The organism is Jidongwangia harbinensis (genome assembly GCF_020216025.1).
GTDB classification, from domain to species: Bacteria; Actinomycetota; Actinomycetes; order Mycobacteriales; family Micromonosporaceae; genus Actinoplanes; species Actinoplanes harbinensis.
In genome coordinates, this window is record NZ_JAIWNC010000022.1 from 159,351 (window position 1) to 181,657 (window position 22,307).

General features: G+C 71.2%; 20 protein-coding genes. 16 read left to right on the forward strand and 4 right to left on the reverse strand.

The window, feature by feature from the left end; translation table 11 throughout:
* The first annotated feature begins 14 nt into the window (after positions 1–14).
* Together LDL48_RS25635 and LDL48_RS25640 are read left to right on the forward strand one after the other, a co-directional pair.
* A complete protein-coding gene (locus LDL48_RS25635; RefSeq protein WP_225257765.1) occupies positions 15–761 on the forward strand; it encodes an ABC transporter permease in 747 nt (248 codons plus the stop codon).
* 9 nt (positions 762–770) lie between these two features.
* Entirely contained in the window at positions 771–1,901 is a 1,131-nt protein-coding gene (locus LDL48_RS25640) for an ABC transporter substrate-binding protein (RefSeq protein ID WP_225257766.1), read from the forward strand.
* 47 nt (positions 1,902–1,948) lie between these two features.
* Here the strand turns inward: LDL48_RS25640 and LDL48_RS25645 are convergent, their stop codons facing one another.
* The 3 genes from LDL48_RS25645 to LDL48_RS25655 all read right to left on the reverse strand — a co-directional run bounded on the left by LDL48_RS25645 (position 1,949) and on the right by LDL48_RS25655 (position 4,475).
* Positions 1,949–2,257: a hypothetical protein gene (locus tag LDL48_RS25645; RefSeq protein WP_225257767.1), complete on the reverse strand. Its 309-nt coding sequence runs from the start codon at positions 2,255–2,257 to the stop codon at positions 1,949–1,951.
* An 827-nt stretch (positions 2,258–3,084) separates the two neighbouring features.
* A complete protein-coding gene (locus LDL48_RS25650) occupies positions 3,085–3,786 on the reverse strand; it encodes a carbonic anhydrase (protein ID WP_225257768.1) in 702 nt (233 codons plus the stop codon).
* A 62-nt stretch (positions 3,787–3,848) separates the two neighbouring features.
* A complete protein-coding gene (locus LDL48_RS25655; RefSeq protein WP_225257769.1) occupies positions 3,849–4,475 on the reverse strand; it encodes an ATP-dependent Clp protease proteolytic subunit in 627 nt (208 codons plus the stop codon).
* 155 nt (positions 4,476–4,630) lie between these two features.
* Between LDL48_RS25655 and LDL48_RS25660 the strand changes: the two genes are divergently transcribed.
* The 4 genes from LDL48_RS25660 to LDL48_RS25675 are packed head-to-tail and all read left to right on the forward strand — an operon-like array spanning position 4,631 to position 9,508.
* Positions 4,631–6,004 (forward strand): hypothetical protein, encoded by a 1,374-nt coding sequence (locus LDL48_RS25660; protein ID WP_225257770.1) that lies wholly within the window; start codon positions 4,631–4,633, stop codon positions 6,002–6,004.
* Positions 6,001–7,152 (forward strand): sensor histidine kinase, encoded by a 1,152-nt coding sequence (locus LDL48_RS25665; protein WP_225257771.1) that lies wholly within the window; start codon positions 6,001–6,003, stop codon positions 7,150–7,152. The genes LDL48_RS25660 and LDL48_RS25665 overlap by 4 nt, the downstream gene beginning before the upstream one ends.
* Positions 7,149–7,592 (forward strand): response regulator, encoded by a 444-nt coding sequence (locus tag LDL48_RS25670; RefSeq protein WP_225257772.1) that lies wholly within the window; start codon positions 7,149–7,151, stop codon positions 7,590–7,592. Before LDL48_RS25665 ends, LDL48_RS25670 begins: the two co-directional genes overlap by 4 nt.
* A 5-nt stretch (positions 7,593–7,597) precedes the next feature.
* Positions 7,598–9,508, forward strand: coding sequence for a hybrid sensor histidine kinase/response regulator (locus tag LDL48_RS25675; protein WP_225257773.1), 1,911 nt, complete (start codon positions 7,598–7,600; stop codon positions 9,506–9,508).
* A gap of 19 nt (positions 9,509–9,527) precedes the next feature.
* Here the strand turns inward: LDL48_RS25675 and LDL48_RS43680 are convergent, their stop codons facing one another.
* Complete coding sequence (locus tag LDL48_RS43680) at positions 9,528–9,659, reverse strand: hypothetical protein (protein WP_255628955.1); 132 nt, start codon at positions 9,657–9,659, stop codon at positions 9,528–9,530.
* Positions 9,660–9,805: 146 nt separating this feature from the next.
* On the opposite strand from LDL48_RS43680, the gene LDL48_RS25680 reads away from it, so the two are divergent.
* The 10 genes from LDL48_RS25680 (at position 9,806) to LDL48_RS25725 (ending at position 21,918) form a co-directional block, all read left to right on the forward strand.
* Complete coding sequence (locus LDL48_RS25680) at positions 9,806–10,759, forward strand: GlxA family transcriptional regulator (protein WP_225257774.1); 954 nt, start codon at positions 9,806–9,808, stop codon at positions 10,757–10,759.
* 36 nt (positions 10,760–10,795) lie between these two features.
* Positions 10,796–12,196 carry a glucose-6-phosphate dehydrogenase gene (locus LDL48_RS25685; protein ID WP_225257775.1) on the forward strand — a complete coding sequence of 467 codons (1,401 nt, stop codon included), beginning with the start codon at positions 10,796–10,798 and terminating at the stop codon, positions 12,194–12,196.
* A gap of 100 nt (positions 12,197–12,296) precedes the next feature.
* Positions 12,297–12,797: a hypothetical protein gene (locus tag LDL48_RS25690; RefSeq protein WP_225257776.1), complete on the forward strand. Its 501-nt coding sequence runs from the start codon at positions 12,297–12,299 to the stop codon at positions 12,795–12,797.
* Positions 12,798–12,807: 10 nt separating this feature from the next.
* Complete coding sequence (locus tag LDL48_RS25695; RefSeq protein ID WP_225257777.1) at positions 12,808–13,896, forward strand: CaiB/BaiF CoA transferase family protein; 1,089 nt, start codon at positions 12,808–12,810, stop codon at positions 13,894–13,896.
* Between the two features lie 527 nt (positions 13,897–14,423).
* A complete protein-coding gene (locus tag LDL48_RS25700) occupies positions 14,424–15,410 on the forward strand; it encodes an ABC transporter substrate-binding protein (RefSeq protein ID WP_225257778.1) in 987 nt (328 codons plus the stop codon).
* Positions 15,411–15,547: 137 nt separating this feature from the next.
* Positions 15,548–17,077 carry a sugar ABC transporter ATP-binding protein gene (locus LDL48_RS25705; RefSeq protein ID WP_225257779.1) on the forward strand — a complete coding sequence of 510 codons (1,530 nt, stop codon included), beginning with the start codon at positions 15,548–15,550 and terminating at the stop codon, positions 17,075–17,077.
* A gap of 62 nt (positions 17,078–17,139) precedes the next feature.
* Positions 17,140–18,171, forward strand: coding sequence for an ABC transporter permease (locus LDL48_RS25710; RefSeq protein WP_225257805.1), 1,032 nt, complete (start codon positions 17,140–17,142; stop codon positions 18,169–18,171).
* The gene (gene yjfF, locus LDL48_RS25715; protein ID WP_225257780.1) at positions 18,168–19,178 is read left to right on the forward strand and encodes a galactofuranose ABC transporter, permease protein YjfF; all 1,011 of its coding nucleotides are present in this window, start codon (positions 18,168–18,170) and stop codon (positions 19,176–19,178) included. Before LDL48_RS25710 ends, yjfF begins: the two co-directional genes overlap by 4 nt.
* A 67-nt stretch (positions 19,179–19,245) precedes the next feature.
* Positions 19,246–20,928: a DEAD/DEAH box helicase gene (locus LDL48_RS25720; RefSeq protein ID WP_225257781.1), complete on the forward strand. Its 1,683-nt coding sequence runs from the start codon at positions 19,246–19,248 to the stop codon at positions 20,926–20,928.
* Positions 20,929–20,961: 33 nt separating this feature from the next.
* Positions 20,962–21,918, forward strand: a complete 957-nt coding sequence (locus LDL48_RS25725; protein WP_225257782.1) for a TIGR03885 family FMN-dependent LLM class oxidoreductase — start codon at positions 20,962–20,964, stop codon at positions 21,916–21,918.
* Positions 21,919–22,307: the final 389 nt, after the last annotated feature.

Genomic DNA, 22,307 nt, shown 5'->3' on the forward strand with positions numbered 1-22,307 from the left:
GATGGATCCGTTCCGTGTTGCCGCCGGTGCTGGTGGGCGTGTTCGTGTTGGCGGCGTGGGAACTCACCGTCACACTCGGCCGGATCGCCCCGTTCATCCTGCCCGCGCCGTCGGCGATCTGGCGCGAGCTGGTGGCGCAGCGCACGAACGTCTGGGAGGCCGCGCTGGCCAGCGGCGCGAACGCCCTGATCGGCCTGATCGGCGGCACCGTCCTGGCCATCCTGGCGGCGCTCGCGGCGAGCCGGTTCCGCCCGCTGAGTGAGGTGTCGGTGCCGTTCGCGGCGGTGCTGAACGCCCTGCCGATCATCGCGCTCGCCCCGATCCTCAACAACATGTTCGAATCCACCAGCAGCGTGCCGCGCCGGCTGGTCACCGCGATCATCGTGTTCTTCCCGGTGTTCCTCAACACGCTGCGCGGCCTGCGCGAGGTCGACCCGGTGCACCGCGAGCTGATGACCAGCTACGCCGCGAGCGGCTGGACGTTCGCCCGCACGGTACGCCTGCCCGGCGCGCTGCCCTTCGTCTTCACCGGCCTGCGACAGGCGTCGTCGCTGGCCGTCATCGCCGCGGTCGTCGCCGAGTACTTCGGTGGCCTGCAGACCGGACTCGGCTCCCGGATCACCTCCGCGGCCGCGTTCACCGCGTACCCCCGTGCCTGGGCCTTCGTGGTCGGCGCCTGCCTCCTCGGACTCGTCTTCTACCTGACCACGCTCATCGTCGAGCGGCTCGCCATGCCCTGGAAATCTCGCCTGATCACTTAGGAGCCTTGCGTGCGTCGTATCCTGCTCGCCAGCACCGCCGCTTCCGTCCTCCTGCTCGCCGCCTGCGGTACCGCCGACACCCCCACCACCCCGACCGCCTCCGGCGGCGCCCCGGTCGCCGTCAAGCTGCAACTCCAGTGGTTCTACCAGGCCCAGTTCGCCGGCTACATCGCCGCCGTGGACCAGGGCTTCTACCGGGAGCAGGGCCTCGACGTCCAGCTCCTCGAGGGCGGCGTCGACATCGTGCCGCAGACCGTGCTGGCCCAGGGCAAGGCCGACTACGCGGTGGCCTGGGTGCCCAAGGCGCTGGCGTCGAGGGAACAGGGCGCGAACATCACCGACGTCGGCCAGTTCTTCGCCCGCTCGGGCACGTACCAGGTGGCCTGGAAGGACAGCGGCATCACCAAGGCCGCCGACTTCAAGGGCAAGAAGGTGGGCAACTGGGGCTTCGGCAACGAGTTCGAGTTGTTCGCCGGCATGACCAAGGCCGGGCTCGACCCCGGCAAGGACGTCACCCTGGTCCAGCAGCAGTTCGACATGCAGGCGCTGCTGAAGAAGGAGATCGACGTCGCCCAGGCGATGAGCTACAACGAGTACGCCCAACTCCTCGAGGCGACGAACCCGGCCACCGGCAAGCTGTACACCCCGGCCGACTTCACCGTGATCGACTGGAAGACCGAGGGCACGGCGATGCTGCAGGACGCCGTGTGGGCCAACACCGACAAGCTCAACGACCCGGCGTACCAGCAGCAGACCGTGAAGTTCCTGCTCGGCACGCTGAAGGGCTGGGCATACTGCCGGGACAACGCGGAAGCCTGCCGCGACCTGGTGGTGGCGAAGGGCTCGAAGCTCGGCAAGAGCCACCAGCTGTGGCAGATGAACGAGGTCAACAAGCTGGTCTGGCCGGCTCCCGCGGGCGCCGGCACGATCGACGAGGCGGCCTGGAAGCAGACCGTGGACCTGTCGCTGACCACGAAGAACCAGACCGGTGACACGGTGCTGACCAAGCAGCCGGAAGGTCTCGCCTACACCAACGACTACCTGCGACAGGCCATCGACCAGGCCAAGGCGGCCGGCATCGACGTCAACGGCACGTCCTTCCAGCCCGCCACGGTGACCCTGAACGCCGGCGGCTCCTGATCCCGCCACCGCCCGGCGCGGCGACGCCGTGCCGGGCGGCGGCAGGCTCAGGCCGGTGACTTGACGAACAGGCCGAGGAACCCGGTCAACGCCGACGAGAACACCGTGACCAGGACGTCCGGGCTGGTGTTGTCCTTGCCGTCGACGACGGTCCAGACGATCCCGGCGAGCGCGACCACCAGCACCACGGACAACGCGGTGGCCAGAATCCGCCAGAGCACACCCACCTCGTCCTTCGGCGGCTCCGGAATCCGGCTGGCCGCGGTGGCGGCCGCGGCGACAGCGGCGGCCTTGACCTCGACGGTCTCCCCGGAGGCGCCGTCGATGGCGCCTCGGACTGCTTGCTGAACGGTCATGCTTCCTCCCGTGTGTGACGGCACACCTCAGGAGCACCCGCCCCACCGCACCGATACCAGCCGTCGCAAACCCGTCAGTCCGAGCGCCGCCGCCGGCCGCATGCAGGCGCCGATTCCGTGGCCGGAAACGAGGTGCCGGACGAACCACCGTCACCCACACCCCGATCGATCCTCGGCCTACCCGTGTTCTGGCCGGCCGCGCGTGTGGATTGTGGGTGTGGAGCGCGCCGTATTTCCACGCGCGCAGCCTGGGGCGACCGAGTGTGTGGATTGTGGGTGTGGAGCGCGCCGTATTTCCACGCGCGCAGCCTGGGGCGACCGAGTGTGTGGATTGTGGGTGTGGAGCGCGCCGTATTTCCACGCGCGCAGCCTGGGGCGACCGAGTGTGTGGATTGTGGGTGTGGAGCGCACCGTATTTCCACGCGCGCAGCCTGGGGCGACCGAGTGTGTGGATTGTGGGTGTGGAGCGCGCCGCATTTCCACACGCGCAGCCTGCTGCCACCGGGGGGTGTGGAGTTCGGGCGTGGAGCGGGTCATCCCGCCACACGCCTCGTCCGGAATGGTGCGCACGTCGACGCTCGTGCGGTTGTGGTCGACATGCGACCACAACCGCATGAGATCGCGGTTTCCTCCGACCCGCCGCCGCAGCCACGTGGCACGACACTCCACCGACCTCGCCGTCCCGGTGGCCCGCCACTCGGGCAAACGGCACGACCCGCCCACGGACGGGTGGGGGCGGCAGGGCGCGTCGGGCGGGTGTGGCGGTGGCGGGTGTGGCGGTGGCGGGCGTGGCGGTGGCGGGGCGTGGCAGGCCGGACCGCCGGACGTCAGCTGACCAGGGACACCCGGCCGTCGTCGAGGTCGTAGCGGGCGCCCACGATGGCGAGGTGGCCGGAGTGCACGCGTTCGGCGATCAGGTCGCTGCGCTCGGCCAGCTGGGACGCCTGGGCGCGGATGTTGGCGCGGACCGCGTTGTCCACCGGGTCGCCGGGCTGGCTCAGAACCGGCTCGACGATGGGGCGCAGCGCCTGGACGATGGCGCCGATGTGGCCGGGGGCGGTGCCTCCGGTGCGGATGGCGTCGATGGTGGCGGTGATGGCGCCGCAGCGCTCGTGACCGAGCAGGACGATCAGAGGGCTCTCGAATTCCTCGACCGCGAACTCGATGCTGCCCAGCAGCAGGTCGTCGACGATGTTGCCGGCGACCCGGTTGTCGAACAGGTCGCCGAGGCCCTGGTCGAACAGGATCTCCGGGGGTACCCGGGAGTCGGCGCAGCCCAGGGTGATGGCGAAGGGATGCTGCCCGGAGGCGAGCTTGTGCAGGTGGGCAATGGTCTGGTGCGGGTGCCGGGGGCGCCCGGTGATGAACCGCTGGTTGCCGGCCCGCAGCCGGGCGAGTGCTTCGGCGGGGCCGTGCACCGGTTCGGCGGCTGCCGCCGGTGACGCGGCGAGCATGCCGGTGCCGGCCAGACCGGCACCGGCGGCGAGGCCAGCACCGAGCAGCACGGAGCGGCGTGAGGTCAACGCCATGGTGGTCTCCTTAGGACGATCAACATCGCCCTACTTCGTACCAACCCCGGACAACCGCCGAGTCACCCCGTGGCCAGGAGAGATTTCTTCCGGCTGCGCAGCACCACGTCGACGATGCCGTACTCGTGGGCCTCGTCGGCGGTCATGATTTTGTCCCGGTCGATGTCCCGGTTGACCTTGTCCAGCGGCTGGCCGGTCTGCTCGGCCAGGAGTCCTTCCATCTGGCTGCGCATCCGGAGGATCTCCCTTGCCTGGATCTCCAGGTCGCTGCCCTGTCCCTGGATCGCCCCGCCGAGCGCCGGCTGGTGGATCATGATCCGGGAGTTGGGCAGTGCCATCCGCTTGCCCCGGGTGCCACCGGCCAGCAGGACCGCGGCCGCGGAGGCGGCCTGGCCGAGGCACACCGTGACGACGTCCGGGCGGACGTACTGCATGGTGTCGTAGATCGCGGTCATCGCGGTGTAGGAGCCGCCGGGCGAGTTGATGTACATCGTGATGTCGCGGTCCGGGTCGGCGCTCTCCAGCGTCAGCAGCTGGGCCATCACGTCGTTGGCCGAAGTGTCGTCGACCTGGACGCCCAGGAAGATGATCCGGTCCTCGAACATCTTGTTGTACGGGTCGGTCTGCTTGATTCCGTACGCCGTGCGCTCGACGAACGACGGCACCACGTAGCGACTCTGCACATCCATGTCTCGACGCTAGCCGCGCACGCGGGAGATCGACGGCCCTGTTCGCCGTGAGCGTGTTCGCCGACAGCGCACCCGCGAGGACCGATCCCATTAAAATGCGAAAAATACAGACTGATCGTCATAGTCTGGGGCGGGACGGCGAAGGGATAGTTGCGATGGCGACCTTGCCCGTGCGCCTCGATGCGTGGTTTCGGGAGGAAATGCCCGAGTTGAACCGTGCCGTGCTGGGCGGAACGGCACCCCGTACCGCGGTGGCCGACGCCATGTCGATCATTCTGCCGGACCTGCCGTCGCCGACCCGGCTCACTCCCCGGGTCGCCCAGGAACTCGTCATCGGCATGGGGCTGGCCGGGTCCTCGGTGGCCCGGCACTACCAGGAGAACGACGCGGACCATAAGCAACATCCGGAACACGCGTTCGACGGTCTGGCCGCGGGACCGGAGATGCTGCCCTTCCGTACCTACTTCGCCGCGCTGGCCGAGCGCACCGGCACCGGTCACTACGGGCGGGACGCGTACGCCTCGCTGGTGATCTGGAATGTGCCCACCATCGCGGTGCACTTCGGCGGTGCGGTGCTGGCCACGCTGTCCGGGACCACCGACGGCGTCATCCTCAGCTACACCGGGGACCCGGCCGAGCAGTGGTTCTTCGAGCTGGTCAAGCGCGGGCAGACGCTGGAACTGGGCGTCAACACGGTGCTGGAGCCGCTGGTCGAGGGCGAGGTCGGCCTGACTTCGGACGAGGGGCTGCACCGGGTACGCCAGGCGACCACGCTGCTGGAGGCGCTGCGCCGGCTGTTCCTGGAGTTCGCCGACGCCCGGCACGGTGCCGGCATGCAGCCGCAGTACTTCATGGATGTGTTCCGGCAGTTCGCGGCGCACTGGGTGCCCGGCGACATCCCGCCCAGCGGCGCGCTGGACGTCGACGCGCTCAAGCGGGACTTCCTGCTCGGCACGACCCACGAGTCGTACGTCCGGCACGTGCAGCGGATCATGCCGGCGCTGCTCGCCCGGGAACGGTCCGAGCTGCAGCACTGCATGGACCGGCCGTCGATGCCGGACCGGCTGCTCGCGGCGGTCGGCCTGGACCGGGCCGGGCTGGCGGAGCTGTCGCCGTACCAACTGGAAGCGCTGGCCGGCACCCACCCGGCGGTCGCCGACTGGCACCGGCTGCTGTCCAGCCATGCCCGCGCCGCCGGCGCGCATCTGATGCTCAGCAAGCGCTTCCTGTTCAACCCGCAGCGCCGGCGCGATTCGGAAGGGATCGGCGACCGGCAGCTGGTGTCGAACCGGCGCGGCACCACCGGCCTGGACGAGTCGATCCTGGACCGCCTCACCCGGATGCGCCGGGAGCACCCGCTGGCCCCGCTGCGGCGTACCTCGGCGCAACTGGCGCGCGCCGCCGGGCCGCTGCCGGTGGCGAAGGTCTCGCTCCAGCCGGGCCCGTTCGTCCGGGCCGACGGCACCGGCCCGGCGGCGGTTCCGGCCGCGGCCGACCGGTTGGTGGAGGTGCGGGTGGGCAACGGATGAGCGTCGGAGCCAGCCTGGCGGTGGGTCAGGAGCAACTGATCGCGCTGCTCGACCACACTTCGGCGGTCATCTACATGCGCGGACTGGACGGGCGTTACATGCTGGTCAACCGGCAGTACGAACGCCTGTTCGGGGTGCGCCGGGAGAAGATCGTCGGACTCACCGACCACGACCTGTTCCCGAAGGAGGTGGCCGACGAGTTCCGTGCGAACGACCTGGCCGCGATCGCCGAGGGACGGCCGATGCGGCTGGAGGAGCTGGCGCCCGGCGAGGACGGGCCGCGCACGTACATCACGGTGAAGTTCCCGCTGAAGGACGCGGAGGGCCGGCCGTACGCGATCTGCGGCATCTCCACCGACATCACCGAACGCAAACGCGCGGAGGACGAGGTACGCCGGCTCAACGAGGAACTGGAGGAGCGGGTCCGGCACCGCACCGCCGAGCTGGAGGCCTCGACCCGGGAACTGGATGCGTTCGCGTACTCCGTCTCGCACGACCTGCGTGCGCCACTGCGCTCGCTGGCCGGGTTCAGTGAGGTGCTGCTGGAGGACTACGCCGACGTGCTGGACGACACCGGTCGCGGCTACCTGCGGCGGATCGAGGCGAACGCGGACCGGATGGCCCGGATGATCGACGACCTGCTGGACCTGTCCCGGGCCACCCGGGTGGAGCTGCGCCGCGGGCGGGTCGACATCAGCGGGCTGGCCTGGGACGTGGTGGCCGAGCTGCGCGACACCTACCCGAGCCGGGACGTCGAGGTCAGCGTGGCGGACCGGCTCGTCGCCCAGGGCGACGCCCATCTGATCCGGCTGGTGCTGCGCAACCTGCTGGGCAACGCGTGGAAGTTCACCGCCCGCAGCACGCCGGCCGTGATCACGGTGGAGGCCACCGGCCCGGACGACGGGGTGTTCGCGATCCGGGACAACGGCGCCGGGTTCGACATGCGGTACGCCGCGAAGCTGTTCGACCCGTTCCAGCGTCTGCACTCCGCCTCCGACTTCGAGGGCACCGGCGTCGGGCTGGCCATCGTGTCCCGGATCGTGCACCGGCACGGCGGCCGGATCTGGGCCGAGGGCGAGGTCGGCAACGGTGCCGCCTTCTTCTTCACGCTGACGACGGAACCCGCCACGGCCGAGGTGACCGCATGATGAACGGTGGCAAGATTCTCCTCGTCGAGGACAACCCGGACGACGTGATGTTCACGATCCGCGCGTTCCAGCGGAACAAGATCTCGAATGAGGTCGTGGTGGCGCACGACGGCGCCGAGGCGCTGGAATACCTGCTTCCGGACGACGAGAGCAAGGCGTTGCGCCCGGCGCTGATCCTGCTCGACGTCAACCTGCCCAAGGTGGACGGTCTCGAGGTGCTGCGCCGGATCCGGTCGCACGCGCGGACCGCCGGGCTACCGGTCGTGGTGCTCACCACGTCGAGCGAGGAACGGGACATCGTGGCCAGCTACCGGCTGGGCGCCAACAGCTTCGTCCGCAAGCCGGTGATCTTCGGCGAGTTCGTGGACGCCACCAAGGTGCTCGGCGTGTACTGGCTGCTGGTCAACGAGCCGGCGCCGCCGTGGCGCGGCGAGGACTGACCCGGATGCCGATCCAGCTGCTCATCGTCGAGGACAGCGACGACGACGCGTTGCTGATCCAGCGGCAGTTCCGCCGGGTGGGCACCGAGGTGACCGCGGAACGGGTGGACACCGCCGAGGATCTGCGTACCGCGCTGCGGGAGCGCACCCCGGACGTGGTCATCTGCGACTACAACCTGCCCGCGTTCAGCGCCGAGGAGGCCCTCGCGCTGATCCGCGACGGCGGCCTGGACGTACCGTTCATCCTGGTGTCCGGCGAGGTGGGCGAGGAGACCGCGGCCGCGCTGATGAAGGCCGGCGCGCACGACTTCGTCCTGAAGGACCGGCTGGCCCGGCTGGTGCCGGCGGTGGAGCGGGAGCTCCGCGAGGCCGCGGACCGGCACCAGCGGCGCGCCACCCAGACCGCGCTGCGGGTCAGCGAGGAACGCTTCCGGCTGCTGGCCGAGCACGCCCAGGACATCATCTTCCGGTACCGGCGCCGGCCCCACCCGGCCGTGGAGTACCTCAGCCCGGCGGTGGAGCACATCCTGGGCTACCCGCCGGAACAGTTGTACGCCGATCCGGAGCTGGTGTTCTCGCTGGTGGAACCGGAGGACCGGCCGGCGTTCGAGGGCACCTGGCGGCACGTCGACCCGGTGCCGCTGACCGCGCGCTGGCGCCGGCCGGACGGTGGTCTGGTGTACCTGGAGCAGCGCGCCGCGCCGATCCGGGACGCGGACGGCACGGTGGTCGCGGTCGAGGGCATCCTGCGCGACACCTCGGAGCGGATCGTGGCCGAGCAGGAGCGGCACCGCCTGGAGCACCAGTTGCGGCAGAACGAACGGCTCGACTCGCTCGGCCACCTGGCCGGCGGGGTGGCGCACGACTTCAACAACCTGCTCGCGGTCATCCTCGGCTACTGCGGCATCGTGACCGAGTCGCTGCCGCCGGACCACGAGTGCCAGACCGACATGGACGGCATCCGCAAGGCCGCCGAGCGCGGCGCGGGACTGACCCGGCAACTGCTGATCTTCAGCCGGCTGGAACCGTCGCGGCTGGAACGGGTGGACCTCAACACCGTGGTGAGCGAGACCCGCGAACTGCTCAAGCGGACGCTCGGCGAGGACGTCACGGTGGTCACCGAGCTGGCCGACGACCTGCATCCGGTGCGCGCGGACCGCAGCAAGATGGAACAGGTCCTGCTCAACCTGGTGGTGAACGCCCGGGCCGCGATGCCGGACGGCGGCGAGCTGCGGATCGAGACCCGCAATGCCGACGGTACGGTGCAACTGAGCGTCGCCGACCAGGGCCACGGGATGGCGCCGGAGGTGGCGCAGCGCGCGTTCGAGCCGTTCTTCACCACCCGGCCGAAGGGGCAGGGGACCGGGCTGGGGCTGGCCACCGCGTACGGGGCGGTCACCGACGCGGGCGGCACCATCGAGATCGACTCGGCACCCGGCGCGGGCACCACGGTGCGGATCCGGCTCCCGGCGACCACCGAGGCCGAGGCCGAGCCGGGCGACGGGCACGGCGCGGTGCCGGAGGGCGCCGGCGAGACCGTGCTGCTGGTCGAGGACGAGGACGCGGTCCGCAAGGTGGTGCTCCGCCAGCTGAGCAACGCGGGTTACCGGGTGGCCGAGGCGGCGTCACCGCTGGACGCGCTGCGGCTGTTCACGGCGGACCCGCAGTGCTGCGATCTGCTGCTCACCGACATCGTCATGCCGGGCATGTCCGGCACCCAGCTGGCCAGCCGGCTCCGCGAACTCCGTCCGGCCCTGCCGGTGCTGTTCATGTCCGGCTACACGGCCGGTCCCGCCCCGGGTGGTCACGAGCTGCCCCCGGATTCGATGCTGCTGCACAAGCCGTTCGACCGGGATGCGCTGCTCGCGGCGGTGCGCCGCACCATGCACGCGGCACACGAGGTCTCCGGCGGCTGAACCGGAGACCTCGGGAGCGTCACCAGCGCGATTCCCGGGCGCCCTGATGCGAGGGCTTCCAGTCGGCGCTGTCGCGGCTGTCCGCGGTGAGGCCGAGCGCCGAGGCGAGCGCGATGAGAGCGAAGAAGAGGACGACGATGAGGAGTTCCATGGCGGTTCACCCTTAGTCCGGCTGTGCTGTGGGCCGGTGCGCACCGGGTTGCTTGACTCTCAGCTTGCGCCGGGCACGGGCCCGCCAACAGCGGCAGTAAAGCCATACATGTTCAAGATGCTGCCACGCGGCTCTAGACTGGCCGCATGTTGCGAAGTGTCGCGGTCATCGCCCTCCCGGACGTCGCGGTTTTCGAGCTCGGCGTGCTGTGTGAGCTGTTCGGATACGACCGGACCGCGGAGGGGCTTCCGGGTCACCGGTTCTCGGTCTGCTCGCCGGACGGCGGCCCGGTCCGTACCCATGCCGGGTTCTCCATCGCCCCGGAGCGCGACCTCGCCCCGGTCGAGGACGCCGACCTGGTCGCGGTCGTGCCGTTCGACACCGGGGAGGATCCGCCCGAGGAGGTGCTGGCCGCCCTGCGCCGGGCCCACGACCGCGGTGCCTGGGTGATGAGCGTGTGCACCGGGGCGTTCGCCCTCGGCGCGGCCGGCCTGCTGGACGGCCGGCGGTGCACCACGCACTGGCGGCACACCGACCGGCTGGCCGAGAAGTACCCGGCCGCCAAGGTCGACCCGGGCGTCCTGTACGTGGCGGACGGCAACGTGCTCACCGGCGCCGGCACCGCCGCCAGCGTCGACGCCGGCCTGCACGTGATCCGCCAGGAGCACGGCTCGGCGGTGGCCACCCAGCTGGCCCGGCGCATGGTGGTGCCGCCGCACCGCGACGGCGGCCAGGCCCAGTACATCGAGACACCGGTGTCGGCGCCCGAGTGCGCGACGCTGCAGCCGGTCCTCACCCAGGTGCTGGAGACGCTGGACCGGCCGCACACGGTCGAGTCGATGGCCGACCTGGCGCACATGGCGCCCCGGACGTTCGCCCGCAAGTTCCGGGCCGAGACCGGCGTCACCCCGCACGACTGGCTCACCAGTCAACGGGTGCTGCTGGCCCGGCGGCTGCTCGAGGACACCGGCCTGGGCGTCGACGCGATCGCCGACCGGTCCGGCTTCGGCAGCGCCGCCACGCTCCGGCACCACTTCGCGCACCGGCTCAGCACCACCCCGCAGGCGTACCGGGGGACGTTCAGGTCACACGCCCGCTGAGGATTCCCCGGCCGGGACCGTGGGCATGCCCCAGGCATGGCGACGACTCCCGGCCCCACCGTGTTCGTGCTCTTCGGCGCCACCGGCGACCTGGCGAAGCGGATGGTGCTGCCGGCGTTCTACACGCTGGCCGTCGAGGGACTGCTCCCGGACGACTGGGTGCTGGTCGGCAACGGCCGCGGCGACGTCTCGCACGAGGACTTCCAGGGCCACGTGCACGACGTGCTCACCGAGTTCGGCCCGGCGCCGGACCAGGGACCGTGGCGGGAGTTCCGGCGGCGGCTGCGTTTCGCCGGCGGCGGCTTCGCCACCGACGACCCGGGCAGCCTGCTGGACGTGATCGGCCAGGCCCGCGACGAACTCCCCGCCGACGCCCAGCTGGTGCACTACCTGGCCGTGCCGCCGGTCGCGTTCGGCGAGATCACCCGGGCGCTGGGCGAGCACGGCCTGGCCGACCGGGCGCGGGTGGTGTACGAGAAGCCGTTCGGCACGTCGCCGGAGAACTTCCGCGAGCTCGACCGGCTGGTGCACTCGGTGCTGGACGAGTCGCAGGTGTACCGGATCGACCACTTCCTGGGCAAGGAGGCGACGCAGAACCTGCACGTGCTGCGGTTCGCCAACGAGATGTTCGGCGCCGTGTGGAACCGCCGGCACATCGAGAGCGTGCAGATCGACGTGCCGGAGACGCTCGGCGTCGACGACCGGGCCGAGTTCTACGACGCCACCGGTGCGGTCCTGGACATGCTCGTGACCCACCTGTTCCAGGTCGCCGCGGAGGTGGCCATGGAACCCCCGGCCAGCCTCGGCGCGGACGACCTGCGGGCCGCCCGGGAGAAGGTGATCCGGGCGTTCCGGCCGCTGGACCCGGCGGAGGTGGTGCTGGGCCAGTTCGCCGGCTACCGGGACGTGCCCGGGGTGGGCCGGCGGTCGCGGACCGACACGTACGTCGCGGCCCGGCTGTGGATCGACAACCCGCGCTGGCGCGGGGTGCCGTTCCTGCTCCGGACCGGCAAGCGGCTCGCCGCCGACGAGCAGCGGGTGAGCCTGGTGCTGCGCACCCCCGACCACCCGTTCGCCGGCCTCGCGGCCCAGTCCAACGTGCTGTCCTTCGCGCTCTCCGGGTCCGGCGAGATCGACCTCGGCCTGCTGGCCAAGAAGCCCGGGGTGGAGCTGTCCCTGCGGCCGGCCTCGGTGCGGCTGCCCCTGGCCGACCTGCCCGACGCCGAGCCGCTGCCGCCGTACGTCCGCCTGCTGCACGACGTGCTGGTCGGGGACCGGTCGCTGTTCACCCGCCCGGACGGCCTCGCGGCGGTGTGGAAGGTGGCCGCGCCGCTGCTGGCCGACCGGCCCCGGATGGCGCCGTACCCGCCCGGATCGTGGGGCCCGGCCCGCGCCGGCAAGCTGGCCGCACCGCACCGCTGGCTGCTCGGCCAGTAGACCCGGGTTGCCGGCGGCGGAAGCCGGACGGCGGAGATCGGGGGAGTACCCGGGGAAGTCCGGATAGGAACTCGGGCCGCCGCCACGCGAGTCTGCCCGCATGACTCGCTTCTGTGCCGTGACCGCGCCCGCCCTCATGCTGCTCTACGGCGTCCTGCGGTTCTTCGACGGCCTCGACGACGTGCGGGGCGGCTGGCTGTGGGACGTGGGGCACGTCGCGTTCTTCGTCGCGATGATCCTGTTCGCCGTGCTGGCGCTCCGGCTGCGTACCCCCTCGGCGCTGTCCAACGCGGCCACCGCCGCGGTCCTGATCGGCGCCGCCTGCTTCCTCTGGGTGATCGCCGGTGACCTGTCCGAGGGCTTCCAGTCCGCCGCGCCGCTGCCCGGCCCGCTGCAGCTGATCGGTCCGCTGCTGTTCCAGTTCGGCCTGCTCACGCTGCTGGTGCTGCGCCGCCTGCCGTGGTGGAGCCCGGCCCTGGTGCTGGGCGGCTTCGTCGCCCTCGCGGTGAACCTGGACCTGCTGCCGCTCGCGTCCCTGCTGGTCTGGGCCGGGCTGGCGCCGCTGGCGGTGCAGTCGCGCGCCGAGCGGGTGAACGCCTAGATTCTCCGGCATGGGACCGTTGCACGGCCTGCGGGTGCTGGAGCTGGGCGGGATCGGCCCCGGCCCGTTCTGCGGCATGCTCCTCGCCGACCTGGGCGCCGACGTGGTCCGGGTCGACCGCCCGGGCGGGCCGCCGGCCGGGCTGCCGGCGCCGGATCAGGATCTGCTGCATCGGGGCAAGCGGTCGGTCGCCGTCGACCTCAAGGACGCGGCCGGCGCCGCCGCGGTGCGCGGGCTCGCCGGCCGGGCCGACGCGCTGATCGAGGGCTTCCGGCCCGGCGTCGCGGAACGGCTCGGCCTCGGCCCGGCGGACTGCCATGCGATCAACCCCCGGCTGGTGTACGGCCGGATGACCGGCTGGGGCCAGGACGGTCCCCTGGCCGGCCGGGCCGGACACGACATCACCTATCTGGCGGTCACCGGCGTCCTGCACGCGATCGGCCCGGCCGGCGGCCCGCCGCAGATCCCGCTCAACCTGCTCGGCGACTTCGCCGGCGGCGCACTCTATCTCGCGGTCGGCCTGCTGGCAGCGCTGCGCGAGGCCACCGCGACCGGCCGGGGGCAGGTGGTCGACGCCGGCATCGTGGACGGCGTCGCCCACCTGTCCACCATGGTGCACGGGATGCTGGCCGCCGGGCAGTGGCGCGACGAGCGCGGGGTCAACCTGCTCGACGGCGGCCGGCCGTTCTACGACGTGTACGCCACCCGGGACGGCGGCCACGTCGCGGTCGGGCCGCTGGAACCGCGGTTCTTCGCCGAGTTGCTGGCCCGGCTGGACCTGGACGGGCTGCGCCAGGACGACCCGGCGATCCGGGCCCGGCTGGCGGCGGTGTTCGCCACCCGGACCCGGGACGAGTGGTCCGCGGTGTTCGCCGGCAGCGACGCGTGTGTGGCGCCGGTGCTGTCGCTCGCCGAGGCCCCGGACCACCCGCACCTCGCGGCCCGCAACACCTTCCCGATCCACCACGGGGTACGCCAACCCGCACCGGCGCCCCGCTTCAGCGGCACGCCGGCGTCGCTGGGTGCACCGCCGCCCCGTCCCGGCGAACACCACCGCGTGGTGTTCGCCGACTGGGGCGTCGCGCCGCCGACCGACTGACCGTTTGGTTCCGGAGGTGGGTCGGCAGCCGGTGCGGCCGGGTGACGGCCCCGGCCCGGCCACGGCACCGGTACATCGCCCGCGGTGCGTTCGGCGCGGCGGCGGGGCGGAGCCTCGGGCGTCCGGCAGCGGGCCACGGTCACGCCGATGCGGCCAAATCGAGGCCGAAATGTGACCGCTCACATTTCGCGCTCTGAGACCGTAGGTGTCCCGGGCAATGACCCGATTTGCCGCTCGGTGAGCCCGGGTGCGGGCGGAGACGTCCGGGTTTGCGACGAGGACGAAACTCTTCGAAACGCAAGTCTTGACGAGAGAGATGAGAGCGATAACACTCCTGAAACATGGTCGCTCGGCTGAGTGACCGGCAGGTGACGCTCCACGGCTGTCCATCGGCAACCACCGACGGCATCAACGACCGACGTGATCCCCGAAGCGTTGATGTTAGCGCTAACAAAGTTTTGCTCTCCACGGTACGGCGACCGCGGGCGTTCCGCGCACGGCCCGTCCGACAACTCCAGGAGGATTCAGTGCTCAAGAGACTGTCCGTCGCGCTGGTTGCCGGTGCGCTCGCATTCGGCGTGGCCGCGTGTGGTGGCGAGGAAGCGGGTGGCGGTTCGACCGGTGGTGGCGGCGACGACAAGATCACCATGGGCTTCGCGCAGGTCGGCGCGGAGAGCGGGTGGCGTACCGCGAACACCAAGTCGATCCAGGAGTCGGCCGCCAGTGCCGGCATCGAACTGAAGTTCTCCGACGCGCAGCAGAAGCAGGAGAACCAGATCAAGGCGATCCGCAGCTACATCGCGCAGAAGGTGGACGTGATCGCGTTCTCCCCGGTGGTCGAGACCGGTTGGGACACCGTGCTCAAGGAGGCCAAGGACGCGAACATCCCGGTCATCCTCACCGACCGCGCGGTGGACTCGCAGGACACCTCGCTGTACAAGACCTTCATCGGCTCGGACTTCGTGCTGGAGGGCAAGAAGGCCGGCGAGTGGCTGGTCAAGGAGTACGAGGGCAAGACCGAGCCGGTGAACATCGTCCAGCTCGAGGGCACCACCGGATCGGCCCCGGCGAACGACCGCAAGTCCGGCTTCACCGACGTCATCAAGGCCGACCCGAAGTTCAAGATCATTGCCTCGCAGACCGGCGAGTTCACCCGGGCCAAGGGCAAGGAGGTCATGGAGGCGCTGATCAAGGCGAACCCGGACATCGACGTGCTGTACGCGCACAACGACGACATGGGCCTGGGCGCGATCGAGGCGATCGAGGCGGCCGGCAAGAAGCCCGGCACCGACATCAAGATCATCACGGTGGACGCGGTCAAGGACGGCATGACGGCGCTGGCCGCCGGGAAGATCAACTTCATCGTCGAGTGCAGCCCGCTGCTCGGCCCACAGCTGATGGACCTGGCCAAGAAGGTCGTCAAGGGCGAGCAGGTGGAGCAGCGGGTGCTGACCGAGGAGACCACGTTCACCCCGGAGCAGGCGAAGGCCGCGCTGCCCGAGCGCAAGTACTGAGCAAGTCGGCGCCGGCGTATTGACCTGCGCCGCGAAGTACGCATCGATGAACAGAGGCGATCGCCCCGGCCGCCCGGCCGGGGCGATCGGCGAACCGCGCGGCGTCGGCCGGGCGTGACTGCAGAACGGAGTGGACGATGGGTCAACCGGTACCCGTCCTCGAGATGACCGGCATCGGCAAGACCTTCCCGGGTGTGGTCGCCCTCGACGACGTCGACTTCCGGCTGCTGCCGGGTGAGGTGCACGCCCTGATGGGCGAGAACGGCGCCGGCAAGTCGACGCTGATCAAGGTGCTCACCGGCGTCTACTCCAACGATGCGGGGGAGGTCCGGCTGGCCGGGGAGCCGGTCCGGTTCACCGGGCCCCTGCAGGCCCAGCGGGCCGGCGTCAGCACCGTGTACCAGGAGGTCAACCTCTGCCCCAACCTCAGCGTGGCGGAGAACATCTTCATCGGCCGGGAACCGCGGCGGTTCGGCAAGATCCAGTGGTCCCGCATGCGGAAGCGGTCCGCGGAGCTGTTGCGGCGGCTCGACCTGGACATCGACGTGTCCGCGCCGCTGAGCACCTACTCGCTGGCGGTGCAGCAGATGGTCGCTATCGCCCGGGCGGTCGACGTGTCGGTCAAGGTGCTGGTGCTCGACGAGCCGACGTCCAGCCTGGACACCTCCGAGGTCGACCAGCTGTTCCGGGTGATCCGCCGGCTCTCCGACGACGGCGTGGCCATCCTCTTCGTCTCCCACTTCCTGGACCAGGTGTACGAGATCGCGGACCGGATGACCGTGCTGCGCAACGGCCGGCGGATCGGCGAGTACCGGACCGCGGAACTGCCCCAGATGGACCTGGTCAGCAAGATGATCGGCAAGGAACTGGAGACGCTGGAACAACTGGAGGAGCGGACCGGGCGTACCCACGACCGGGCCCGGGACGCCCCGGTGGTGATCCAGGCCGAGGGACTGGGCCGGGTCGGCGCCATCGAGCCGTTCGACCTGACCATCCACGAGGGCGAAGTGGTCGGGCTGGCCGGTCTGCTCGGCTCCGGGCGCACCGAACTGGCCCGGCTGCTGTTCGGCGCGGACCGGGCCGACCACGGCGGCGTCCAGATCGGCGGGCGGCCGGTCACCCTGCGCGGCCCGCGGACCGCGATGCGCCACCGGATCGCCTTCAGCTCGGAGAACCGCCGGGCCGAAGGGCTGGTGGAGGACCTCAGCGTCCGGGAGAACATCGTGCTCGCGCTGCAGGCGTCCCGCGGCTGGCTGCGCCCGATCTCCCGGCGGCGCCAGGAGGAACTGGCCGACAAGTACATCAAGGCGCTGCACATCCGGCCCGCCGACCCGGAACGGCCGGTCCGCAACCTCAGCGGCGGCAACCAGCAGAAGGTGCTGCTGGCCCGCTGGCTGATCACCGAGCCGCGGCTGCTGATCGTGGACGAGCCGACCCGCGGCATCGACGTCGGCGCCAAGGCGGAGATCCAGCGCCTGCTCGCCGAGCTGTCCGGCGGCGGCATGGCGGTGCTGTTCATCAGCGCCGAACTCGAGGAAGTACTCCGGGTCAGCCACACCGTCGCGGTGCTCCGCGACCGCCGGTTGATCCAGCAGATCGACAACGACGCCGACCTGGACGCCGACCGGGTGATGCAGGCGATCGCGAGCGGAGGGCAGCCGGCGTGACCCAACCCACCGTGAGTGAACGGTCCGCTCCGCCGGACCAGACCCCGGAAAAGCGCGGGATGATGCGTACGGTCCTCCGGCACCGGCTGTTCTGGCCGGCCGCCGTCCTGGTGCTGCTCCTGGTCGGCAACGTGTTCTTCACGCCGAGCTTCTTCTCGATCCGGCTGCAGGACGGCCACCTGTACGGCTCGCTGATCGACATCCTGCGGGCGAGCACCCCGTTGATCCTGGTCGGGCTCGGCATGACGCTGGTGATCGCGACCGGCGGGATCGACCTGTCGGTGGGCTCGGTGATGGCCATCGCGGGCGCGGTGGCCTGCCTGCGGATCAGTGACCTGCCCGACCCGAACAGCGTCGGCGGCGTGCTGGCGGCGGTCGGGTTCGCGCTGCTGCTGGCGCTGGTGCTCGGCCTGTGGAACGGCCTGCTGGTGGCGGTCGGCGGCATCCAGCCGATCATCGCCACGCTGATCCTGATGGTGGCCGGCCGCGGGCTGGCCCAGCTGATCACGGACGGGCAGATCATCAACGTGCGCTCCGACCCGTACCGGGTGATCGGCGCCGGCTACGTCCTCACCGTGCCGGTCTCGGTCATCATCGCCGGCCTGTTCGTGGCCGCCGCCGCGCTGCTGGTCCGCCGCAGCGCGCTCGGCCTGCTGCTGGAGTCGGTCGGCGGCAGCCCGGCGGCCAGCCGGCTGGCCGGCATCCAGGCCCGCACGCTGATCCTGACCGTGTACGTCTTCGCCGCGCTCTGTGCCGGCATCGCCGGCCTGATCTTCAGCTCCAACGTGTCCAGCGCGGACGGCAACAACACCGGCAACCTGATCGAACTGGACGCGATCCTGGCCGTGGTGATCGGCGGCACCGCGCTCACCGGCGGCCGGTTCTCCATCGCCGGCACGGTACTGGGCGCGGTCATCATCAACACGCTGAACATCACGGTCTACACGGTCGGCATCCCGTCCAACGTGACGCTGCTGTTCAAGGCGGTCGTGGTCGTCGTGCTCTGCCTGCTCCAGTCGCCGTCCTTCCGGGCCTGGGCGTCCGGCGTCAAACGGCTGTTGCCCACCCCGTCGCGAGCTGGAGGAGCGGCATGATCACCGATACCCCGGCGCCGGTGCAGAACCGGCCGGTCGCCACGAAGGGCCGGGTGTACCGGCCCAATCAGCGACACATTCCGGTGCTGGCGACGCTGGCGCTGCTGGCCCTGATGTACGGCCTCGGCGTCGCCAACTACGAGGGCTTCTCCGACACCCAGGTCCTGCTGAACATCTTCGTGGACAACGCGTTCCTGCTGGTCGTGGCGGTCGGGATGACGTTCGTGATCCTCACCGGCGGCATCGACCTGTCGGTCGGCGCGGTGGTCGCCCTGACCACCGTGGTGGCCGCGACGCTGCTCGGCAAGGACTGGCCGCCCGGCGTGGTGCTGCCGCTGGTCCTGCTGATCGGCACCACCATTGGGCTGGCGATGGGCTGCATCATCCACTTCTTCGAGATCCCGCCGTTCATCGCCACCCTGGCCGGCATGTTCCTGGCCCGCGGTCTCTGCCACCTGATCAGCAAGGAGGCCATCCCGATCACCGACGGCTTCTGGACCTCGATGGCCCAGGAACGGCTGCGTTTCGGCGGGTTCTTCATCTCGCTGAGCGTGGTGATCGCGGTGGTCGTGGTGCTGATCGCCGCGTTCGTGCTGGCGTACACCCGGATCGGCCGCAACGTGTACGCGATCGGCGGCAACGCCCAGTCCGCGCTGCTGATGGGGCTGCCGGTCGGCCGTACCCGGATCTCGGTGTACGCCATCAGCGGGTTCTGCTCCGCGCTCGGCGGCGTGCTGCTCAGCTTCTACATGCTCTCCGGCGACCCGCTGCACGCCCAGGGCCTGGAACTGGACGCCATCGCGGCGGTGGTGATCGGCGGCACGCTGCTCTCCGGCGGCTCCGGTTTCCTGTTCGGCACCGTACTCGGTGTGCTGGTCCTGGGCCTGATCCAGACCATCATCACGTTCCAGGGCACGCTGAGTTCGTGGTGGACCCGGATCGTGATCGGCGGACTGCTGTTCGCGTTCGTCCTGCTCCAACGGCTGGTGACCCGGCGAGCCCGCTGATCGGGCCGGTGCACCGACCCTCGTATCCTGACTCCTCACCGAATGTCGGTTGCGGGGAGTGACGAGCATGAGCGAGCAGACATCCGGGGACGGCGCCGGGTTCGCCGGCCTGGAGTTGCGCAGCGAGCTGCTGCGCGCGCTGACCAGTCTGGGGTACGAGGAACCGACGCCGATCCAGCGGGAGGCGATCCCGCCGTTGCTGGCCGGACACGACCTGCTCGGGCAGGCGGCCACCGGCACCGGCAAGACCGCCGCGTTCGCGTTGCCGCTGCTCCAGGGCCTGGACCGGAAGACCGGCGGCACCGGCCCGTCGGCGCTGGTCCTGGTGCCCACCCGGGAACTCGCCGAGCAGGTGTCGCAGGCCGTGCACCGGTACGGGCGGGACCTCGGCGTACGGGTGCTCCCGGTGTACGGCGGGCAGCCCATCGGCCGCCAGTTGCAGGCGCTGCAGCGCGGCGTGGACGTGGTGGTCGGCACGCCGGGCCGGGTGCTGGACCACATCGGCCGGGCCACGCTGGAGCTGGGTGACGTCCGTACCGTCGTGCTCGACGAGGCGGACGAGATGCTCGACATGGGCTTCGCCGAGGACATCGAGGCGATCCTCGCGGAGACCCCCGGGGAACGGCAGACCGTGCTGTTCTCCGCCACCATGCCGCCGCGGATCGACAGCATCGCCCGCCGCCACCTGCGCGAGCCGGTCCGCATCCAGATGGGCCGGCAGGAGTCCGCGCCGGGCGAGATCCCGCTGGTGCGGCAGAGCGCGTACGTGGTGCCCCGGGCCCACAAGTCGGCCGCGCTGGCCCGGGTGCTGGACGTGGAGGCGCCCACCGCGGCGATCGTGTTCTGCCGTACCCGGGAAGAGGTGGACCAGGTCACCGAGACCCTCAACGGGCGCGGCTACCGGGCCGAGGCGCTGCACGGCGGGATGAGCCAGGACCAGCGCGACCGGGTGATGGGCCGGCTCCGGGCCGGTGCCACGGAACTGCTGGTGGCCACGGACGTCGCCGCCCGCGGCCTGGACGTCGAGCAGCTCACCCACGTGGTCAACTACAACGTCCCGTCGGCCCCGGAGGCGTACGTGCACCGGATCGGCCGGGTCGGCCGGGCCGGGCGCGAGGGCGCGGCGATCACGCTGGCCGAGCCGCGGGAGAACCGCATGCTCAAGGCCATCGAACGGCTGACCCGCCAGCGGATCACGCTGGAGAGCGTGCCGACCGTCACCGACCTGCGGGCCCGCCGGATGGAACTCACCCGCGCCGCGATCCAGGGCAGCCTCGGCGACGACGACCTGGAACGCTTCCGCGTGGTGATCGAGTCGCTCACCGACGAGGCCGACCTCGAACGGGTGGCGCTGGCCGCGGTCAAGCTGGCCCACGAGGCGGCCGGCGGCGACGTGGACGAGGAGGAGATCCCCGCGGTGGCCCCGCCCCGGGAAGCACCGTCCCGGGATGCGCGGCGCTCCGAGCCGTACCGTGGGCAGGGAAAGGGCCGCCCGGGCGGCGACACCGGCGCGACCCGGCTGTTCTTCGGCCTCGGCCGGCGGGCCGGGCTGCGCCCGCAGGACCTGGTCGGCGCGATCGCCGGCGAGTCCGGGCTGAGCGCCCGGGACATCGGCGCGATCCAGATCACCGACCGGTTCTCGCTGGTCGAGGTGCCGGAGTCGGCCGCCGAGATGGTCATCGCGGCGATGCAGCAGGCGACCATCCGCGGGCGCCGGCCCACCGTGCGGCGGGAGCGCTACTCCCGCTGATTGCCGGCGGGCCGACCGGGGTACCGGGAGGCCATGACGGAGTACGGAATCCACGCCTCGCACGAGCAGATCCCACCCGCCGAGCTGCTGGCCGCCGTGATCGCCGCGGAACGCGCCGGCTTCGACGCGGCCATGTGCTCCGACCACTTCTCGCCGTGGAGCGCGCGGCAGGGCCAGTCCGGGTTCGCCTGGGCCTGGCTCGGCGCCGCGCTGCAGGCCACCAACCTGTCGTTCGGCGTGGTCAACGCGCCCGGACAGCGCTACCACCCGGCGATCATCGCCCAGGCGATCGGCACGCTCGGCGCCATGTACCCGGGCCGGTTCTGGGCCGCGCTGGGCAGCGGCGAGTACAGCAACGAGCACATCACCGGCGACGTCTGGCCGCGCAAGGACGTCCGCAACGCCCGGCTGCGGGAGTGCGTGGACGTGATCCGCGAACTGCTGGCCGGCGAGGAGGTGAGCCGCGACGGCCTGGTCCGGGTGGACCGCGCCCGGCTCTGGACCCGGCCGGAGACGCCGCCGTCGCTGATCGGCGCCGCGGTCAGCCCGGCGACCGCCGCCTGGTGCGCGGAATGGGCCGACGGTCTGGTCACGGTCAACGCGCCGGAGGCGACGCTGCGGGAGATGATCGCCGCCTACCGCGGCGCGGGCGGACGCGGCCCGATCGCCCTGCAGGTCCACCTGAGCTGGGCGCCGACCGAGCGGGAGGCCGAGGAGATCGCGTACGACCAGTGGCGCAGCAACGTCTTCGCGCCGCCGGTCTGCTGGGACCTGGAGACCGTGGAGCACTTCGACGTGGTGGCCGAGGAGGTCACGCTGGACAAGGTGCGCTCGGTGGTGAACGTCTCCGCAGACCTGGAGCGGCACATCGAGTGGTTGCGCGGTTATGCGGCGCTGGGCTTCGATCGGATCTACCTGCACCACGTGGGGCAGGACCTGATGCCGTTCGTGGAGACCTTCGGCGCCAAGGTGCTGCCCGCCCTGCGCTGACCGGCCCCGCCGGACGCCGAGCACGCCGGTGATGATCCGAGCGGGCGTGGCGGCCAGGACGACGTCCGCACCAGCCTGACCGCGCCGTGAACACCGCTGATGGCGGCTTGCCGAGGCGGCGCGCGGCTTCGCTCGACTTGTGGTGCTCGCCGCGCCGGAATTGCACACGCGCGGGCGGTGTCGGCGGTGTGTGTGGGCTTGAGGCGCCTACCGCGCCCGACTTCCACACGTCCCGGTGGTGTCGGCGGTGTGTGTGGACTTGAGGCGCCTACCGCGCCCGACTTCCACACGTCCCGGTCGTGTCGGCGGTGTGTGTGGGCTTGTGGTGCTCGCCGCGCCGGAATTGCACACGCGCGGGTGGTGTCGGCGGTGTGTGTGGACTTGAGGCG

What these genes read in the sequence shown, in the direction of transcription:
- LDL48_RS25660 (WP_225257770.1), top strand. Translation starts at nt 4,631, where the DNA reads ATGGCGACCTTGCCCGTGCGCCTCGATGCGTGGTTTCGGGAGGAAATG.
- LDL48_RS25710 (WP_225257805.1), top strand. Translation starts at nt 17,140, where the DNA reads ATGCGTACGGTCCTCCGGCACCGGCTGTTCTGGCCGGCCGCCGTCCTG.
- LDL48_RS25720 (WP_225257781.1), top strand. Translation starts at nt 19,246, where the DNA reads ATGAGCGAGCAGACATCCGGGGACGGCGCCGGGTTCGCCGGCCTGGAG.
- LDL48_RS43680 (WP_255628955.1), bottom strand. Translation starts at nt 9,659, where the DNA reads ATGGAACTCCTCATCGTCGTCCTCTTCTTCGCTCTCATCGCGCTCGCC.
- LDL48_RS25645 (WP_225257767.1), bottom strand. Translation starts at nt 2,257, where the DNA reads ATGACCGTTCAGCAAGCAGTCCGAGGCGCCATCGACGGCGCCTCCGGG.
- LDL48_RS25655 (WP_225257769.1), bottom strand. Translation starts at nt 4,475, where the DNA reads ATGGATGTGCAGAGTCGCTACGTGGTGCCGTCGTTCGTCGAGCGCACG.
- LDL48_RS25695 (WP_225257777.1), top strand. Translation starts at nt 12,808, where the DNA reads ATGGGACCGTTGCACGGCCTGCGGGTGCTGGAGCTGGGCGGGATCGGC.
- LDL48_RS25650 (WP_225257768.1), bottom strand. Translation starts at nt 3,786, where the DNA reads ATGGCGTTGACCTCACGCCGCTCCGTGCTGCTCGGTGCTGGCCTCGCC.
- LDL48_RS25675 (WP_225257773.1), top strand. Translation starts at nt 7,598, where the DNA reads ATGCCGATCCAGCTGCTCATCGTCGAGGACAGCGACGACGACGCGTTG.
- LDL48_RS25670 (WP_225257772.1), top strand. Translation starts at nt 7,149, where the DNA reads ATGATGAACGGTGGCAAGATTCTCCTCGTCGAGGACAACCCGGACGAC.
- LDL48_RS25685 (WP_225257775.1), top strand. Translation starts at nt 10,796, where the DNA reads ATGGCGACGACTCCCGGCCCCACCGTGTTCGTGCTCTTCGGCGCCACC.
- LDL48_RS25725 (WP_225257782.1), top strand. Translation starts at nt 20,962, where the DNA reads ATGACGGAGTACGGAATCCACGCCTCGCACGAGCAGATCCCACCCGCC.
- LDL48_RS25690 (WP_225257776.1), top strand. Translation starts at nt 12,297, where the DNA reads ATGACTCGCTTCTGTGCCGTGACCGCGCCCGCCCTCATGCTGCTCTAC.
- LDL48_RS25665 (WP_225257771.1), top strand. Translation starts at nt 6,001, where the DNA reads ATGAGCGTCGGAGCCAGCCTGGCGGTGGGTCAGGAGCAACTGATCGCG.
- LDL48_RS25680 (WP_225257774.1), top strand. Translation starts at nt 9,806, where the DNA reads ATGTTGCGAAGTGTCGCGGTCATCGCCCTCCCGGACGTCGCGGTTTTC.
- yjfF (WP_225257780.1), top strand. Translation starts at nt 18,168, where the DNA reads ATGATCACCGATACCCCGGCGCCGGTGCAGAACCGGCCGGTCGCCACG.
- LDL48_RS25705 (WP_225257779.1), top strand. Translation starts at nt 15,548, where the DNA reads ATGGGTCAACCGGTACCCGTCCTCGAGATGACCGGCATCGGCAAGACC.